This window comes from Frigoribacterium endophyticum, assembly GCF_011759585.1.
Taxonomy (GTDB): Bacteria; Actinomycetota; Actinomycetes; order Actinomycetales; family Microbacteriaceae; genus Frigoribacterium; species Frigoribacterium endophyticum.
The window spans coordinates 721853-736169 of sequence record NZ_JAAOYV010000002.1; the positions used below are offsets into that span (position 1 = coordinate 721853).

Sequence of the window (14317 nt, forward strand, 5' to 3'; positions counted from 1 at the left end):
CCGTGCCGGGGCGGAGGCGGAGGCAGGGCCTCGGGGAGGCGCGGTGCGCGCCGCCGGGTCGACGACCGACACCAGCGCGGTCGCGATCGCCGTCAGCCCCTCGCCGCGCCCGGTGAAGCCGAGCCCGTCGGTGGTCGTGGCCGACACGCTGACGGGAGCGCCGACGACCTGCATCAGCCGCTCCTCCATCTCGAGGCGGCGGGCGGAGAGCCGGGGCCGGTTGCCGACGACCTGGACGGCGACGTCGACGACGTCGACGCCCGCGTGCGTCAGGCGCTCGACGGCCGCGGTGAGGAAGACCTCGCCGCTCGCGCCGGCGAAGCGCGGGTCGTCGGTGCCGAACATCGAGCCGATGTCGCCGAGGCCGGCGGCCGAGAGGAGGGCGTCGACGACCGCGTGCGCGACGGCGTCGCCGTCGCTGTGGCCGGCCAGGCCCGCCTCGCCCTCGAAGTGCAGGAGGCCGAGGTGCAGCGGCGCGGCCGGGTCGAAGGCGTGGACGTCGATGCCGAGCCCGGTGCGGAGGGCGGGGTCGGGCCGGAGGCGCGGGTCGGGAGCGCCGACCGCCGCGGCCTGCTGCGCCGCGATCGTCTCGGCGCGTTGGAGGTCCCACCGGGTGGTGATCTTGAACGCGACCGGGTCGCCCTCCACGACGACGACATCGTGGCCGGCCGCCGCGAACAGGGCGGCGTCGTCGGTGTGCTCGGCCCGGGCCGCGGCGTAGGCGGCGTCGAGGGCCGCCCGCGGGAAGCCCTGGGGGGTCTGCATCGCGACCAGCTCGGAGCGGTCGACGGTGTCGAGCACCGTGCCGGCCGCGTCGACGCGCTTGATCGTGTCGCTGACGGGCAGCCCGGGCACGACGCCGCGGCCGGTGGCCTCGACCGTCGACGCGACGAGGTCGAACTGCGCGGTGGGGGTGAAGGGGCGCGCGCAGTCGTGCACCAGGACGGTCGTGACGTCCGGGGCGACCGCCCCGAGGCCGGCGGCGACGCTGGCCTGTCGGCTGGCGCCTCCCGCGACCACCACGACGTGGTCGGCGACGTGCCCGGCCGCCGTGACGACGAGCTCCGTGGCGTCGGCGAGCTGCTCCTGCGGCACGACCACGACGATCTGGGTGGGCACCGCCGAGGCGAGCACGGCGTCGAGCGAGCGGGCCAGGATGCTGCGCCCGGCCACCTCGACGAAGGCCTTCGGCGTGCCGAGGCCGAGACGCGTGCCGCTCCCGGCCGCGACGACGACGACCGCCCGACCGACCCCCGTCAGGGAGCCGACCGTGCGGTCGTCGGTGGTGCTAGGACGCAAGAACCTCGTCGAGGACGCTCGACGCCTTCTCTTCGTCGGTCTTCTCCGCGAGGGCGAGCTCGCTGATCAGGATCTGGCGGGCCTTGGCGAGCATGCGCTTCTCGCCGGCGGACAGCCCGCGGTCCTGGTCGCGGCGCCACAGGTCGCGGACGACCTCGGACACCTTGATGACGTCGCCCGACGCGAGCTTCTCCAGGTTCGCCTTGTAGCGGCGGGACCAGTTGGTGGGTTCTTCCGTGAACGGCGCACGGAGGACGTCGAACACGCGGTCGAGCCCCTCTTTGCCGATGACGTCCCGGACGCCGACCAGGTCGACGTTGTCTGCGGGTACCTCGATGGTCAGATCACCCTGGGTGACGCGAAGCTTGAGGTACAGCTTCTCTTCGCCCTTGATGATCCGCTTCTTGACTTCAGAGATCGTCGCGGCCCCGTGATGGGGGTAGACGACGGTCTCTCCGACCTCGAACTGCATGAATCAGGCTCCATTCTGCGACGCCCAGGATACCATGGAAGGTCGGTGGTAAGGCTGCCCTGACGAACCGCCCCGCTCTGCCCTCGCTAAGCTGGGGCAGACCTTTGCCGTGAACTGGATCCTGGAGGCACTCGTGCGAGTCGCATCTGCAATTGACCGTCGAGGCGCCCGCGCCCTCGCCGCCGCCACCGTGGGTGCCGCCGTGCTCGTCGTCGCCGCCGGCTGCAACTTCATCAGCCCCCAGCGCACGACCCAGTTCTACGACGCCAGCGACGGCACGAGCGTCACGGTCGGCGACGTCAAGGTGCTCAACGCGCTGGCCCTGACCGAGGACGGCGCCGAGGCCAGCCTCGTCATGTCGATCGTCAACAGCGGCGACGACGCGGCGCAGGTGAGCTTCCAGTACGAGACCGAGTCGGGCGACGAGACGCAGACCGTCGACGTCGACGCGAACTCGCAGGTCGACCTCGGCACCGAGGTCGGCCAGGAGCAGTTCGTGATGAGCGACCTCGACGTCACCCCCGGCGCGCTGCTGCCCGTCTTCGTCCAGTACGGCACCGAGACTGGCAAGAGCCTGCAGGTGCCCGTGCTGACCGGCGAGCTCTCCGAGTACGCGACCCTGCTCCCGATGCCGGGCGAGACCACGGCGCCCTCCGCCGAGTCGACGACGCTCCCGTCGCCCGAGGACGGCACGCCCTCGGCCACGCCGACCCCGTAGCGGCACGCGGCGCCCGAACGGCGCCGAGACGACGAGAGGCCCGGCCCGCGTCAGCGGGGCCGGGCCTCTCGTGCGTCGGCGGCCGGACTGAGGCCGCCCGCCGGGGGCGCCTCAGGCCTCGATGCGGTACCCGAGCCCGCGCACGGTCACGAGCGCCTTGGGCTCGGAGGGCACGGGCTCGATCTTCGAGCGGATGCGCTTGATGTGCACGTCGAGGGTCTTGGTGTCGCCGAAGTAGTCGGAGCCCCAGACCCGGTCGATGAGCTGACCGCGCGTCAGCACGCGGCCGGCGTTGCGCATCAGCAGCTCGAGCAGCTCGAACTCCTTGAGCGGCATCGCGACGTCCTCGCCGCGCACCGTCACGACGTGTCGCTCGACGTCCATGCGGATGTCGCCCGCCTCGAGCATGCCGTCGGCGAGGTCGTCGCCGTCGTCGGCCCGGCGACGGAGCACCGCCCGGATGCGCGCCAGCAGCTCCCGCGTCGAGTACGGCTTGGTGACGTAGTCGTCGGCGCCGAGCTCGAGCCCGACGACGATGTCCACCTCGCTGTCCTTCGCGGTCAGCATGATGATGGGCACCTGCGACCTCGAGCGCAGCACCCGGCAGACCTCCGTGCCGGGGATGCCGGGCAGCATCAGGTCGAGCAGCACGAGGTCGGCGCCCGACTTGTCGAACAGGGCCAGGGCGGACGGGCCGTCCTCAGCGACGGTGACGCGGTAGCCCTCGCGCTCGAGGATGAAGGCCAGGGGCTCGCTCAGCGACTCCTCGTCCTCGACGATCAGGATGTGGGTGCTCATCGGGTATCGGTGTCTCCTCGTGTGGTGACCATGACAGGGACGGAACGGGTGTCGGGGCGGGCCTCGAACTCGGGCAGCCGGATCGTGAAGGTCGACCCGCTGCCGACCTGCGACCAGACGCGCACCTCGCCGCCGTGGTTCTGGACGACGTGCTTGACGATCGCGAGGCCCAGGCCGGTGCCGCCGGTGCGGCGAGACCGGGCCTGGTCGACGCGGTAGAAGCGCTCGAAGACGCGGTCGAGCTCGTGCTCGGGGATGCCGTAGCCCTGGTCGCTCACCGCGATCGAGACGCCGCCCTCGTCGTCGACGGTCGCGCCGATGCCGATGCGCGACCCGTCGGGCGAGTAGGCGATGGCGTTCGAGACGAGGTTGTCGACGGCGGTGACGAGCATCGTCTCGTCGCCGAGCACCTGCGCCTTCTTGCCGCCCCGGACGACGAGCGAGATGCCCCGCACCTCGGCCTCGACCCGGTTGCGGTCGACGGCGGTGTCGACGACCGCCCGAACGTCGACGGGGTCGCTCGACTCGAGCGCGTCGGTGGCCTGCAGCCGCGAGAGCTCGATGATGTCCTGGGTCAGGCGGCCGAGCCGGTCGGCCTCGCGCGTCAGGCGGCCGGCGAAGTGACGGACGCGCTCGGGGTCGGCCGAGGCCGCGTCGAGCGCCTCGGCGAGCAGGCCCACCGCGCCGATCGGGGTCTTCAGCTCGTGGCTGATGTTGGCGACGAAGTCGCGGCGCATGTCGTCGAGCCGCCGGCCCTCGGTGTGGTCCTCGGCGAGCACGAGCACGTAGCGGCCGCCCAGCACGGCGGCCCGCACGCCGAGGGCGACGGTGGCCTCGGAACCGGGGAGGCGCGCCAGGGTGAGCTGCGCCTCCTGCGGGTCGTCGCTCCGCCGCGCCAGGTCGACGAGGGCCTCGACCTCGGGGTGCACGAGGTGCTCCTGGGCAGAGACCAGGCCGAGCTGACGGGCGAACGGCGAGGCCTTCAGCACGTTGCCCGACGGGTCGACGACGAGCCCGGCCGACGAGAGGGCGTCGAGCACCGCGTCGATGCCGTCCGGCAGCGTCGTCTCGACGAGTGCCGCGACGCGGGCGGCCCGGCGCTGAGCCGACACCACCACCATCACGACCGCGGCGCCGACCACGACGCCGAAGAGCAGCGAGGCCGGCACCAACCAGGTTGGTTCCATGCAGGTCACGATAGTGAACGCCCGGGGCGGGAACGGACGAGAGCCAGCCGGAGCGCTGTACTTTGGGCACTGTTGGGCCTCCCGTCACCGACCGTTAACCTCCACCCGTGAGAGTCGACGGGACTGTGCGGGCGGCTCCGCCGGCACAGCACGGGGCGGTCGCCCCGAGACCCGGACACCCCCGGAACGACGAGAGGCCCAGACTCCCATGCGCGAGGTATTCCAGCAGGAACTGCAAGAGGTGCAGGAGCGCCTCGTCGAGATCGCGGGCCTCGTCGCCGTCTCGATCGAGAACGCCACCACGGCCTTCAACGACTCCGACGTGACGCTGGCCGAGAAGGTCATCGCCGACGACGACCGCATCGACGAGCGCGCGATCGCCCTCGACGAGCTCGCCATCGACATCCTGGCCCGCCAGAACCCCGTCGCCCGCGACCTCCGCATCGTGGTCAGCGCCCTGCGCATCAGCGCGTCGCTCGAGCGCATGGGCGACATGGCCGAGCACATCGCCCAGCTCGCCCGGTACCGCTTCCCCGAGAAGGTCGTGCCGAAGTCGCTGCGCCCGACCTTCCAGGAGCTCGGCCGGCTCGACGTCGCCATCGCGAAGAAACTCACCGAGCTGCTCACGACGGAGGACGTCCGCCTCGCGGAGGAGATCCGCAACGACGACGACCGCATCGACGAGCTGCACCTCAGCGTCTTCGACAAGGTGCTCGGCGAGACCTGGAAGGGCGCGGCGGTCGACACCGTCGACTCGACCCTCGCGTCGCGCTACCACGAGCGCTTCGCCGACCACGCGGTCTCGATCGCCAAGAAGGTCCAGTACCTCGCGACCGGCGACTGGGTGGCCGCCGAGGTCTGACCCGCTGCGGGATGATGGGGGGATGGCTTCTGTCGCGATCCTCGTCAACGGTCTGCCCGGCTCGGGCAAGACCACCGTCTCGGCCACGCTGGCCGGCGTGCTCGGCTGCCCGCTGCTCGCGGTCGACCCCGTGCAGGAGGCGCTGGCCGACCTGGCCGGGCCGATGATCGCCCCGCAGGCGGTGCGGCGCATCGCCGTGGACGCCGTCTGGGCGATGGCCGGCAAGGTCGAGGCCGGCGTCGTGGTCGACGCGGGCTGGCGGCCCGACGACGACCTCGACGGCGTGCGCGCCGGCGTCGAGCGGGCCGGCTCGCCCCGCGTGCTCGAGGTGTGGTGCGAGGTGGCTCCCGAGCTCGCGCTCGCCCGCTCGGCGGCCCGCGTCGAGGGCGGCGGCCGTCACCCCGTGCACGGCACGGCCGACGAGCTGGCCGCCGGCTGGGCCGACCGGGTCGAGGGCGCGGGGCCGCTCGGCGCCTGGCCGGTCGTCCGCGTCGACACGAGCCGCGAGGTCGACGTCGACTCCCTCGTGATGGAGATCAGCGCGCACTTCGTGTGACGGGCGCTCCGTGTGACGGGCACTGCGTGTGACGCGTACGGCGTGTGACACGACGGAGCCCGCCCCCGCACGACGGCGGGGGCGGGCTCCGGTGGAGAGGACGCGCCTACAGGCCCTTCTTCTCCCCCTGCGCCGCGACGGCGGCCGCGCCGGCGGCGGCGGCCTGCGGGTCGAGGTAGCGGCCGGGGCCGGTGGGGCGGAAGTCGTCGTCGAGCTCGTAGACGAGCGGGATGCCGGTGGGGATGTTGAGCTCGGAGATCTCGTCGTCGCTGATGCCGTCGAGGTGCTTCACCAGCGCGCGCAGCGAGTTGCCGTGGGCGGTGACCAGCACGACCTTGCCCTCGGCGAGGCTCGCGGTGATGTCGCTCTCCCAGTAGGGGATCATGCGCTCGATCACGAGGGCGAGCGACTCGGTGCGCGGGGCGTCGACGCCGAGCTCGGCGTAGCGGACGTCGTGCGCCTGCGAGAACTCGCTGTCGTCGTCGAGGGGCGGCGGCGGCACGTCGAACGACCGACGCCAGGTCTGGAACTGCTCGGGGCCGTACTGCTCGAGGGTCTGCGCCTTGTCCTTGCCCTGGAGGGCGCCGTAGTGGCGCTCGTTGAGCCGCCAGGAGCGCTTCACGTCGATCCAGAGGCGGTCGGCCTCCTCGAGGGCGATGTCGGCGGTCTGGATGGCGCGGGTGAGGCGCGACGTGTACAGGATGTCGGGCTGCATCTGGTGCTCGACGAGGAGCTCGCCGGCGCGCTTCGCCTCGGCGCGGCCCTGCTCGCTGAGGCGCACGTCGACCCACCCCGTGAAGAGGTTCGCCTGGTTCCACTCGCTGTTGCCGTGACGGAGGAGGATGAGCGTCGAAGTCATGCCTCCAGCGTATCGCCGACGCCCCGGGCTGTCAGACTCGGAGCCATGCCCATCGGATCGATCACGCGCGGCACGACCGGCACCAACCGGCTCCGCCGCGTCGACCGGTGGATCGCCGCGCACCCCGTGCTGCGCCGTGCCGACGACCCGCTGGTCGTCGACCTCGGCTACGGGGCCAGCGCGACCACTCCCCTGGAGCTGCACCAGCGCCTCCGGAAGGTCCGTCCCGACGTCGAGGTGGTCGGCATCGAGATCGACCCGGAGCGCGTGCGGCTCGCGTCGCTGTCGGCGCGGCCCGGCGTGAGCTTCCGGCTCGGGGGCTTCGAGGTGCCGCTCGACGGCGGGCGGCGCCCGGCCGTGATCCGGGCCCTGAACGTGCTGCGGCAGTACGACGAGTCGCAGGTCGACGCGTCGTGGCGGCTGATGACGTCGCGGCTGCAGCCCGGCGGGGTGCTCGTCGAGGGCACCTGCAACGAGGTCGGCCGCGTCGCGAGCTGGGTGGACGTCACCGAGGCGGGGCCGCAGACGTTCACGGTCGCGCTGCACCTGGCCTCGCTCGAGGCCCCGTCGGTCGTCGCCGAGCGGCTGCCCAAGGCGCTCATCCACCGCAACGTGCCGGGCGAGCGCGTGCACGACCTGCTCGTCGACCTCGACCGGCAGTGGGCGATCGCGGCCCCGCTCTCGGTCTACGGGCCGGTGCAGCGCTGGATCGCGACGGTCGAGGGCCTGCGCGCCGCCGGTTGGCCCGTGCGGCACGGCCGGACCCGCTGGCGGCTCGGCGAGCTGACCCTGCCCTGGAGCGCGGTGGCGCCCCGCCCCTGAGCCCGCGCGGCCGAGGTCAGACGACGGCGAGGCGGCGGCGAGCCTCGTCGTGCGGCAGGCCCGTGGCCATGAGCAGGTCGATGACGAGCGGTCGCATCATCAGCACCACGATCGTCTCGGTGACCGGGGCTCCGGGCGCGACCACGGCCGGGTCGAGGCGGCGGGCGACCGCGCTGAGCGCCTCCCTCGCCGCGGGCAGCCGCTCGACGTCGTCGACCGAGCCGCCGAGCACGACGACCGCGCGGCCGGTTCTCTCGACGAGGTCGGCGAGGCCGAGCCGGTCGTGCCCGTCGCCGAGCGACGTGTCGACCCGGCGGGCGATCACCCGGAGGTTGCGCACCGCGAGGTCGACGTGGAGCCGCAGCGACTGCTGCTGACGGAGGTGCGGGAGGCGCGACCTCAGGAAGGGCGAGAGGCGCGAGATCGAGACGGCCGACTCGAGCGTAGACGCCCAGTCGTCGAGCAGCGGCTGCGTCGACCTCAGGCGCCGGAGGGCCTCGTCGGCCCGGCGGACATCGTCGGTGCGGAGCGCGACGACGAGCGCCTCGAAGGCGGACCCGACCTCGGCGAAGAGGGCCCGCGCGTCGGCCCGCGCCAACCCGACCGGGTCGCGGGGCACGATCGCCGTCACCGCGAGGGCGACGAGCCCGCCGACCGCGCCGTCGACGCTGCGCACGAAGGGGCCGCCCTCCGGATCGGGCAGCAGCATGACGAGCATCGACTGGGTGGCGGCCGCCGCGGCGAAGGCGCTGCTCGGCGACGCGAAGCGCGCGACCGCGAGCACCACCAGCAGCACGGCCGCGACCTGCCAGAGCCCCTTGCCGAGCACGAGCAGCATGACCTCGCTGAGGGCGATGCCGATCAGCACGCCGACCGCGTTCTCGAGCACGACGCGGGGCCGGGCGTCGCGGGCCAGGCCGAGCGACGAGATGGTGATCGTGACGGCGAGCAGCGGCACCGCGTGGCCGAGCCCCAGGTGCGTGATCGCGTACGACGCGCTGGCGGCCACGACGATCTGCACGATCGCCGGCATCGACGTCACCGTGCGACGGGTCGCCGCCCGGGGGTCGAAGCCGCGGGAGGCGCGCGAGGCCGCCCGCCGGACGGCACCCGGCTGCCGGGTCGCCACCCGGGCCGCCTAGCGGCGGACGGCTCCCAGGCGCGGCAGCCGGGGCACCCCGGCGGCGGCGCCCGCGGAGGCCGGCACGATCGTCTGCGGAGCGGCGGCGACGACGATGTCGGCCGAGAGCACCGCGAGGGGCGCGGTCTCGTCGGTGGCGCGCTTGACCACGGCGAGCGCGACGGGGCCGAGCTCGTGGTGGACGGCGGAGCTCGTGACGCGACCCACGGGGGGCAGGTCGGCGAGCGGGGTGCCGGCGGCGGTGGCCTCGGCGACGGCCGCCGCGGTGACGACGGGGTCGCCGGGGGCGGGCAGCACGGTGTCGGAGCCGTCGAGGTGCAGCATCACCAGGCGCCGCGGCGGGTGCCCGATGTTGTGCACCTTGGCGACGGTCTCCTGACCGCGGTAGCAGCCCTTGGCCAGGTGGACCGCGGAGCGGAGCCAGTCGAGCTCGTGCGGGATGCTGCGCTCGTCGACCTCGGTCGAGAGACGCGGGCGCCACGCCTCGATGCGCAGGGCCTCGAGGGCGAGGGTGCCGGCGGCGGGCAGGTCGGACGCCGCGAGGGCCGCGAGGTCGGCCCGGTCGACGAGCACCTCGCGGTAGCTCCAGTCACGGCCGGGGTGCGTCTCGGCGTCGGCGTAGCCGTGGCCGCCGGGGGCGACCTCGCGCCAGGGGTCGACCCAGACCACGGGCACGCCGGCGGGGGCGAGCACCGGGACGGGCAGCTCGACGTCGGCCAGGGCGCCGATCGTGGCGACGTCGGCCGTGCGGTCGGCGACCTCGACGCGGAGCATGAAGCGCATCCGGTCGAGCCAGGCGCGCAGGGGCTCCGCCTCGACGCGGTCGACGAGCAGCCAGGTGGTCTCGCCGTCGTCGACGACGCGGGCGGCGTGCTCGAGCCGGCCGTTGGCGTCGAGCAGGAGGGTCTCGGTCGACCGGCCGGGCTCGAGCCCGAGCAGGGCCTGGCTCGTGAGCGAGTTCAGCCAGCTGAGGCGGTCGGGGCCGCTGACGGTGAGCACGCCCCGGTCGGAGAGGTCGACGACCGCCGCGCCGCGGACGAGCGCCCGCTGCTCGGTGAGGGGGTTGCCGTAGTGCGCGGCGACCCCGCTGCCGTCGTCGACGAAGCCGTCGCGCGTCGCGAAGGGCGACACGACGACGAGGGCGGGGTCGGCGGACGGCGCCCCCGCGACTCCGGCGGCCGGGGCGTCAGTCAACGCGGGCCAGGCGCCCGGAGGCGTGGGTGCGGAGCTCCTGGCCGAGGGCCGCGATGTCCCAGGCCCAGAGCAGGTGGTTCTCGACGAGGCCGTACATGCGCGTGGCGGCCGAGTACTCCTTCGCGTTGCTCGAGCGGAGCACGGCGTCGGTCGACAGGTCGATGCGGGGGCCCGCGACGCGGCCGAGGTAGAGCTCGTTGACGCCCGTGGGGTGCACGAGCTGCACCTCGAGGCCGAACCCGTCGTCGGGGCGGCGGAGGATCTCGACGGTCTGCGCCGACCGGAACGGCGCGACGCCCTGGCCGGGCAGCATGCCGGGCCCGCGGTCGCCCACCTCGGCAGGGCGCTCGAGGCGCCAGTAGCCGGTCTCGCTCGCCAGGGGCGTGCGCTCGTCGTCGAGCAGCCAGCTGAACGAGCTGTAGTTGAGGTAGGGCAGGCCGTCGTGGCTGAAGCTGACGCGCTGGCCGAACTCGTGCGTGCGACGGACGGCCGGGGGCGCGCCGTCGACGGGGGCGTCGGGGTCGCCCTCGCCGATCTTGTAGTCGACGACGCCCGTGCCCTCCCACACGCCGATGAGCCAGGACAGCGGGACGAGCTCCGCCGGGAGGTCGGTGGGGATGTCGATCACGGGTCTAGCGCTGGCCCTTGAAGAGCTTGACGAGGACGACGACGGAGACGAAGGCGATGGCCAGCGACGCGAGGGCGAGGAGCCCCACGTAGAACATCTCGAGGGCGAGCAAGGAATCCATGCCGCAAGACTACCCGCGCGGCACCGTCGGCGGGAGGGGCGGGAGCCGGTGCCCAGGGGCTGCCCAGCGGCGGCGGGGCACCGGGCTCAGTGGACGAGCGCGAGCACGCCCGTCGTCACGGCGAGGATGACCAGGCTGCCGCAGAGCGTGAGGACGCAGCGCGAGACCAGGCCGTCCTTCTCGCTGGCGGCGAGCTGCAGCACGAAGCTCAGGATGATGCTCGTGGCCAGCACGAGCGGCAGCCACACGTAGAAGTCGTCGCCGGGGGCGGCGATCGAGACGACGACCGCGACGATCAGCGTGAAGGCCCACACGGGCACCACGGTCAGCGGCTTGAGTCGCACGCGGCGGCTGGTGGGCGGGACGGCCGGGGTGGTCACTGCGCGGTTCTCCGTTCGTGGCCCGAGCCCCGAGGGGCGTCGACACGTGGTCGAGCCGGGCATCACTCGTGTTTTAGACTGCCGACCATACATTCACTGGAGGTCCGTGTGGCGCAGCTGTTGGTCTTGACCTCTGCGGGCAGCCCTGACGTGCTCCCGGCTCTGGCCCTCCTCAGCCACCGTACCCGGCAGATCCCGGCCGAACCCGCACAGCTGGTGAACGCGCCCTCGAGCGACCTCATCTTCGTCGACGCCCGGGCCGACCTCGCGAGCGCCAAGTCGCTCTGCAAGATCCTCCGCACGACGGGCGTCACGGTGCCCCTCGTGCTCGTGCTCACCGAGGGGGGCCTCACGGCGGTCAACTCCGAGTGGGGCGTCGACGACGTCATCCTCGAGACGGCCGGCCCCGCCGAGGTCGACGCCCGCATCCGCCTCGTGACGGGTCGGCTGGCGCAGTCGCAGACCGGCTCGAAGATCCACGCCTCCGGCGTCGTCATCGACGAGGCGAGCTACTCGGCCAAGGTGCACGGCCGCCCGCTCGACCTCACCTTCAAGGAGTTCGAGCTGCTCCGCTTCTTCGCGACGCACCCCTCCCGCGTCTTCACGCGCGAGCAGCTGCTCAGCGAGGTGTGGGGCTACGACTACTTCGGCGGCACCCGCACGGTCGACGTGCACGTGCGGCGCCTGCGCGCCAAGCTCGGCGACCTCGAGTCGCTGATCGGCACGGTGCGCAACGTCGGCTACCGCTTCAACGTGTACGACGACGACCTGCCGGGGCCGGGCGCGTGACCCCCGCCGACGTCGAGGCGCTCGCCCGCGCGGCCCAGGCGGTCGACGGCAGCCCGCCGGTCAACGACCAGGCGCTCGTCGAGGTGCGATCGGGCGAGGCCCACGTCGTCGAGGCGCCGCACGCGGCCGCGGTGCTGCGCTCCGGCGGCGGCGGCGGCGACGACGGCCCGGCCGGCACCGAGGTCGAGCTGGTCGTGCACCCCGACCACCGTCGCGAGGGCCTCGGCGCCCTGCTCGTGCAGAAGGTCCTCGACGAGACGACCGGCCCCACCGCGTTCTGGGCGCACGGCGACCACCCGGGCTCCCGCGTGCTCGCCGCGCGCTTCGGGCTCGACGAGACCCGGCGCCTGCTGCAGCAGCGCGCGCCGGTGGCCCCGCGCACCCCGCGCCTCCGCGAGGGCGACCGCGTCGCCGCGTTCCGTCCGGGCACCGACGACGCGGCCTGGCTCGACCTCAACGCCCGCGCCTTCGCGAGCCACCCCGAGCAGGGCTCGATCGACCAGGCCGACCTCGACGCGCGCCGCGCCGAGCCGTGGTTCGACGCGGGCGACCTGTTCCTGCTCTGGCGGGGCGACGAGCTGCTCGCGTCGTGCTGGCTCAAGCTCGAGGCGGGCCAGCCCGGCGAGTTCTACGCCGTCGCGGTGAGCCCCGGCCACCAGGGCGAGGGGCTGGGAGGCGCGGTGGTCGACGCCGGCTTCGCCCGCCTCGCCGAGCGCGGCGCCGACACCGCGGCCCTCTACGTCGAGGGCGACAACGAGCCGGCCCTGAGGCTCTACGCCGGCCGGGGATTCGTCGACCACGCGGTCGACGTGCAGTGGACCCTGCGGCGCTGACGCCGCCCGGTCAGGACGACTCCAGGGGGAGAGACATGAGCGAGACACAGGGGACGCCGGCGGACGAGCCGCGCGACGGCGGGCAGGCCGGGCGGGCCGACGGGGCCGAGGGAGCCGCCGGGGTCGCGGGCTCCCCCGCGGCGCCGCGGCGCCGTCGTCGTCGGCTCGTGCTGATCGGCGCCGGCGCGCTGCTCTTCCTGCTCGCGGCGGCGGCCGCCGTCGGGGTCGGGCGGACGGCGGCGTCGCACCGCCCCGAGGCCGCCGTGGCGGCGTACCTCGAGGCCCTCCAGCAGGGCGACGCCGAGCGTGCCTTCACCCTCGACGGCACGGAGGTCGGCGACGACGACGTCCTCCTCACCGACGAGGCCTACGCCGCCGCGAGCGACCGGGTGAGCGACTTCGACGTCGCCCCGGCGGTCGTCGACGGCGAGTCGGCCACGGTGGAGGCGACGGTGCAGCAGGGCGGCGAGGCGGGCCCCCGGTGGCAGCAGTCGTTCGCCCTCGTGAGCGAAGGCCGCGACCTCCTGGTCTTCCCGCGGTGGGAGCTGCAGCCGGTGGAGCTCGGGACGCTGACCGTCCAGGTGGGAGCGCCGTCGTCCGCGACCGTCTCGGTCGCCGGCGCCGAGCTGCCGCGAGGCGACTCGGCCACCGTGGAGCTGCGTGCGCTGCCGGGCAGCTACGACGTCGAGCTCGGCGGCGGCGGCGGCGACCTCTGGGGCGCACCCGCCGCGACCGGCACGGCCTCGGGCGCCGGCAGCCGCGGCACGCCGGCGGTCCTCGTGGCCGAGCTGACCGAGGCGGGCGAGGCCTCGGCCCGGGCGGCCGTCGACGGCTGGGTCTCCGGCTGCGTCGGCAGCCCCGACCCCCGACCCGAGGGGTGCAGCTTCGCCCTGCTCAACGGCGACGGCGGCTACGAGCTCTCGAACCAGAAGTGGACCCTCGAGACGGCCCCGACGTACGACGTGGGCGCGTGGGACGGCACCGGCTGGGACGTCACCTCGGTGACCGAGGGCGCCGCCTCCTACAGCGCCGACGCCCGCGACGCGTCGGGGGCGACGGGCACCTTCGGCTCGGTCTCGCCCGTGCCCGTCCGCGTGGCCGGGGTCGTCACGGACGTCACGCCGGAGGGCGCGGCGTTCGAGGCCGGCCCCTTCCTCTAGGGCCGGGGCACGTCGGGGTACGTCGGGGTACGTCGTCGACGCCTCCGGGGGCTACTCCGGCCCGGCCTCCGGGCTGCCACCTGGCTCACAGCGCGACGGAGTGGATTGTGGGGACCGCACGATCCCCACGAGCTGCAGGAGAACACCATGAACCCCGTCCGTTTCCTCTCCGACCTCGGAGTCCAGAGCAAGCACGCCTACTGGGGCGGCTTCGCCTCCATCGTCATCGCCCTCGTGGCCTGGCTCGCGTCGCAGGGCAAGGACTCGAACGACAAGGCCCAGTCCGACCGCTGGGGCATCTTCATCGGCCACTGGGCGCCCACGTTCTTCGGGCTCGGCCTCGCGCTGAAGCTCGAGGAGAAGAAGTAGCACCAGCTCGAGCTGTGCCGAACGCCCCCGCGGAGTCGCGGGGGCGTTCGTCGTCTCCCGACCCCGTGCTCGACATGTGATATCTTCGATCTCAGTTCTGCCCGGCGTCACGATCGGGCGACCGACCGA

16 protein-coding genes and 1 pseudogene are annotated in these 14317 nt (G+C 73.8%); 8 read left to right on the forward strand and 9 right to left on the reverse strand.

Translation table 11 applies throughout. The features are described from left to right. Positions 1–69 precede the first annotated feature (69 nt). A pseudogene (gene ispD, locus FHR77_RS10650) lies at positions 70–1299 on the reverse strand (2-C-methyl-D-erythritol 4-phosphate cytidylyltransferase); the annotation flags it as partial. Further along, entirely contained in the window at positions 1289–1771 is a 483-nt protein-coding gene (locus FHR77_RS10655) for a CarD family transcriptional regulator (protein WP_043597211.1), read from the reverse strand. The gene FHR77_RS10655 and the pseudogene ispD, both read right to left, overlap by 11 nt. A 109-nt stretch (positions 1772–1880) precedes the next feature. Here FHR77_RS10655 and FHR77_RS10660 point away from each other — a divergent pair, with 109 nt between their 5' ends. After that, positions 1881–2489 (forward strand): hypothetical protein, encoded by a 609-nt coding sequence (locus FHR77_RS10660; RefSeq protein ID WP_167260180.1) that lies wholly within the window; start codon positions 1881–1883, stop codon positions 2487–2489. A 111-nt stretch (positions 2490–2600) separates the two neighbouring features. Here FHR77_RS10660 and FHR77_RS10665 read toward each other — a convergent pair whose 3' ends face one another. After that, entirely contained in the window at positions 2601–3287 is a 687-nt protein-coding gene (locus FHR77_RS10665; protein ID WP_056057051.1) for a response regulator transcription factor, read from the reverse strand. Beyond that, positions 3284–4474 carry a sensor histidine kinase gene (locus FHR77_RS10670; protein ID WP_167260182.1) on the reverse strand — a complete coding sequence of 397 codons (1191 nt, stop codon included), beginning with the start codon at positions 4472–4474 and terminating at the stop codon, positions 3284–3286. The genes FHR77_RS10665 and FHR77_RS10670 overlap by 4 nt, the downstream gene beginning before the upstream one ends. Positions 4475–4682: 208 nt before the next feature. Here FHR77_RS10670 and phoU point away from each other — a divergent pair, with 208 nt between their 5' ends. Then, positions 4683–5336, forward strand: coding sequence for a phosphate signaling complex protein PhoU (gene phoU / locus FHR77_RS10675; RefSeq protein WP_056057055.1), 654 nt, complete (start codon positions 4683–4685; stop codon positions 5334–5336). Between the two features lie 22 nt (positions 5337–5358). Then, positions 5359–5892, forward strand: coding sequence for a P-loop nucleotide/nucleoside kinase family protein (locus FHR77_RS10680; RefSeq protein ID WP_167260184.1), 534 nt, complete (start codon positions 5359–5361; stop codon positions 5890–5892). Between the two features lie 106 nt (positions 5893–5998). Here the strand turns inward: FHR77_RS10680 and FHR77_RS10685 are convergent, their stop codons facing one another. Next, entirely contained in the window at positions 5999–6751 is a 753-nt protein-coding gene (locus tag FHR77_RS10685) for a phosphoglyceromutase (protein WP_056057060.1), read from the reverse strand. Positions 6752–6796: 45 nt separating this feature from the next. Here FHR77_RS10685 and FHR77_RS10690 point away from each other — a divergent pair, with 45 nt between their 5' ends. Then, a complete protein-coding gene (locus tag FHR77_RS10690; protein ID WP_056057063.1) occupies positions 6797–7573 on the forward strand; it encodes a class I SAM-dependent methyltransferase in 777 nt (258 codons plus the stop codon). 16 nt (positions 7574–7589) lie between these two features. Here the strand turns inward: FHR77_RS10690 and FHR77_RS10695 are convergent, their stop codons facing one another. The 4 genes from FHR77_RS10695 to FHR77_RS10710 all read right to left on the reverse strand — a co-directional run bounded on the left by FHR77_RS10695 (position 7590) and on the right by FHR77_RS10710 (position 11037). Then, a complete protein-coding gene (locus tag FHR77_RS10695; RefSeq protein ID WP_167260186.1) occupies positions 7590–8702 on the reverse strand; it encodes an FUSC family protein in 1113 nt (370 codons plus the stop codon). Between the two features lie 9 nt (positions 8703–8711). Next, positions 8712–9845 carry a CAF17-like 4Fe-4S cluster assembly/insertion protein YgfZ gene (gene ygfZ, locus FHR77_RS10700; RefSeq protein WP_167261336.1) on the reverse strand — a complete coding sequence of 378 codons (1134 nt, stop codon included), beginning with the start codon at positions 9843–9845 and terminating at the stop codon, positions 8712–8714. A 55-nt stretch (positions 9846–9900) separates the two neighbouring features. Further along, on the reverse strand, positions 9901–10536 hold the full coding sequence (locus FHR77_RS10705) for a heme-binding beta-barrel domain-containing protein (protein ID WP_167260188.1): 636 nt from the start codon (positions 10534–10536) through the stop codon (positions 9901–9903). A 207-nt stretch (positions 10537–10743) separates the two neighbouring features. Continuing rightward, positions 10744–11037 carry a hypothetical protein gene (locus FHR77_RS10710; protein ID WP_167260190.1) on the reverse strand — a complete coding sequence of 98 codons (294 nt, stop codon included), beginning with the start codon at positions 11035–11037 and terminating at the stop codon, positions 10744–10746. 108 nt (positions 11038–11145) lie between these two features. Here FHR77_RS10710 and FHR77_RS16065 point away from each other — a divergent pair, with 108 nt between their 5' ends. The 4 genes from FHR77_RS16065 to FHR77_RS10730 all read left to right on the forward strand — a co-directional run bounded on the left by FHR77_RS16065 (position 11146) and on the right by FHR77_RS10730 (position 14188). Further along, complete coding sequence (locus FHR77_RS16065) at positions 11146–11826, forward strand: winged helix-turn-helix domain-containing protein (RefSeq protein WP_056057071.1); 681 nt, start codon at positions 11146–11148, stop codon at positions 11824–11826. Then, complete coding sequence (gene mshD, locus FHR77_RS16070; protein WP_167260192.1) at positions 11823–12659, forward strand: mycothiol synthase; 837 nt, start codon at positions 11823–11825, stop codon at positions 12657–12659. The genes FHR77_RS16065 and mshD overlap by 4 nt, the downstream gene beginning before the upstream one ends. Positions 12660–12694: 35 nt before the next feature. After that, positions 12695–13819, forward strand: coding sequence for a hypothetical protein (locus tag FHR77_RS10725; protein ID WP_167260194.1), 1125 nt, complete (start codon positions 12695–12697; stop codon positions 13817–13819). A gap of 147 nt (positions 13820–13966) precedes the next feature. Continuing rightward, a complete protein-coding gene (locus FHR77_RS10730; RefSeq protein ID WP_056057078.1) occupies positions 13967–14188 on the forward strand; it encodes a hypothetical protein in 222 nt (73 codons plus the stop codon). Positions 14189–14317 lie beyond the last annotated feature (129 nt).

What these genes read in the sequence shown, in the direction of transcription:
- FHR77_RS10655 (WP_043597211.1), bottom strand. Translation starts at nt 1,771, where the DNA reads ATGCAGTTCGAGGTCGGAGAGACCGTCGTCTACCCCCATCACGGGGCC.
- FHR77_RS10665 (WP_056057051.1), bottom strand. Translation starts at nt 3,287, where the DNA reads ATGAGCACCCACATCCTGATCGTCGAGGACGAGGAGTCGCTGAGCGAG.
- FHR77_RS10670 (WP_167260182.1), bottom strand. Translation starts at nt 4,474, where the DNA reads ATGGAACCAACCTGGTTGGTGCCGGCCTCGCTGCTCTTCGGCGTCGTG.
- phoU (WP_056057055.1), top strand. Translation starts at nt 4,683, where the DNA reads ATGCGCGAGGTATTCCAGCAGGAACTGCAAGAGGTGCAGGAGCGCCTC.
- FHR77_RS10680 (WP_167260184.1), top strand. Translation starts at nt 5,359, where the DNA reads ATGGCTTCTGTCGCGATCCTCGTCAACGGTCTGCCCGGCTCGGGCAAG.
- FHR77_RS10685 (WP_056057060.1), bottom strand. Translation starts at nt 6,751, where the DNA reads ATGACTTCGACGCTCATCCTCCTCCGTCACGGCAACAGCGAGTGGAAC.
- FHR77_RS10690 (WP_056057063.1), top strand. Translation starts at nt 6,797, where the DNA reads ATGCCCATCGGATCGATCACGCGCGGCACGACCGGCACCAACCGGCTC.
- FHR77_RS10725 (WP_167260194.1), top strand. Translation starts at nt 12,695, where the DNA reads ATGAGCGAGACACAGGGGACGCCGGCGGACGAGCCGCGCGACGGCGGG.
- FHR77_RS10730 (WP_056057078.1), top strand. Translation starts at nt 13,967, where the DNA reads ATGAACCCCGTCCGTTTCCTCTCCGACCTCGGAGTCCAGAGCAAGCAC.